This window comes from Micromonospora sp. NPDC005161 (assembly GCF_053599855.1).
In genome coordinates this window covers 1-1594 of the sequence record NZ_JBSFYQ010000121.1, presented here as the reverse complement: position 1 = coordinate 1594, position 1594 = coordinate 1, and the positions used below count along the sequence as shown (strand labels likewise).

1 protein-coding gene is annotated in these 1594 nt (G+C 69.9%); it reads left to right on the top strand.

Annotated features, from left to right (window positions below):
• The first annotated feature begins 133 nt into the window (after positions 1–133).
• Positions 134–1516: an IS1380 family transposase gene (locus ACWD5O_RS37110; protein WP_450088170.1), complete on the top strand. Its 1383-nt coding sequence runs from the start codon at positions 134–136 to the stop codon at positions 1514–1516.
• Positions 1517–1594: the final 78 nt, after the last annotated feature.

The following is a 1594-nucleotide window of genomic DNA, read 5'->3' as shown; positions in this document are numbered from 1 at the left end:
CCTCGGTCTTTCACGGCGGTCGTGATCTTGAGGGCTGAGACTGTTGGGTAGAGACAGCGAAGTGCCTACCACGTAAGGAAAACTGACCGGTGTCGAGTCGTTCAGAGTTCCATGCGCGGAAGGCACTTCGTAGGTGCAGAGTACCGATTGGTCCAGGGGATTGTCCGTCGAGGTCGGCGGTCGTGGTGTGGTATCGCATGCCGGGATGGTGCTGCTGCGCACGTTGGCCGACCGGACCGGCCTGACCGGGACGTTGTCGCGGGCGGTGGCGCGTCGCGGGTTCACACCAGGGCGGGACCGGGGCCGCGTCCTGACCGATATGGCGGTGATGATCGCCGACGGCGGTGAAGCGATCGCTGACATCGGCGTGGTTCGGCATCAGGGTGAGGTGTTCGGGCAGGTCGCCTCGCCGGCGACGTGCTGGCGGGCCCTCGACGAGATCGGCGACGTGCAGATGCGGCGGATAACGCGGGCGCGGGCGACGGTGCGGGCCCGGGTCTGGTCACTGTTCGACCAGGTGCCGGCCGCTTGGGCCGCCGGCCGTGAGGTCGGTGCTGGTGTGGTGGTCCTGGACGTCGACGCGACCCTGCTGCTGGCGCACAGCGAGAAAGACGGCGCGGACAAGACCTACAAGCACACCTTCGGGTTCCATCCACTCCTCGTCACCTGCGACAACACCCGGGAGATGCTGGCCATCCGGCTCCGGCCGGGCAACGCGGGAGCGAACACCGCCGCCGATCACCTGCACGTGCTGGGCGAGGCGTTCACGCAGATCCCGGCCGCGTATCGGCGACACCTGCTCGTGCGAGCCGACTCGGCCGGGGCCACCCACACCGTCCTCGACTGGCTCACCGGCCAGGACGCGAAGCGGGGCCGCAGGGTGGAGTACTCGATCGGCTGGTCCATCACCGAAATGGAACGCCAGGCGATCACCAAGATCCCCACCTCGGGCTGGTCGCCGGCGATCAACGCCGACGGCGGTGTCCGCGACGGCGCCCACGTCGCGGAACTGACCGGACTGCTTACCCTGACCGGCTGGCCGGCCGGGATGCGGGTCATCGTGCGTCGGGAACGCCCCCACCCCGGCGCGCAACTGTCGCTGTTCGAGGAACGCGACGGCTGGCGCTACACCGCGTTCGTCACCAACACCCGCGCCGGAGCCCTGCAGTGGCTGGAAGCCCGCCACCGCGCCCACGCCCGGGTCGAGGACCGCATCCGCTGCGCCAAGGACACCGGCCTTCGCCGGCTGCCCTCGCGCGAGTTCCCGATCAATCAGGCCTGGTGCACCCTCGCCGCGATCGCCGCCGACCTGATCGCCTGGCTTCAGATCCTCGCCCTGACCGGCGACCTGGCCCGCTGCGAACCGAAGACCTTGCGCTACCGCGTGCTGCATACCGCCGCCCGCCTCGTCCACGGCCAACGCCGTCGACGCCTGCGCATCCCGTCCACATGGCCCTGGGCCTCCCACATCGCCGCCGCGTTCACCCGGATCGCGGCGATCCCAGCCCCCGGCTGACCTCCGGCCAGCCCTCAACCCACGACCGGAGGACCCAGGAGACCACGCCCGCCGACGCGACAGCCGGCCAAACACCAC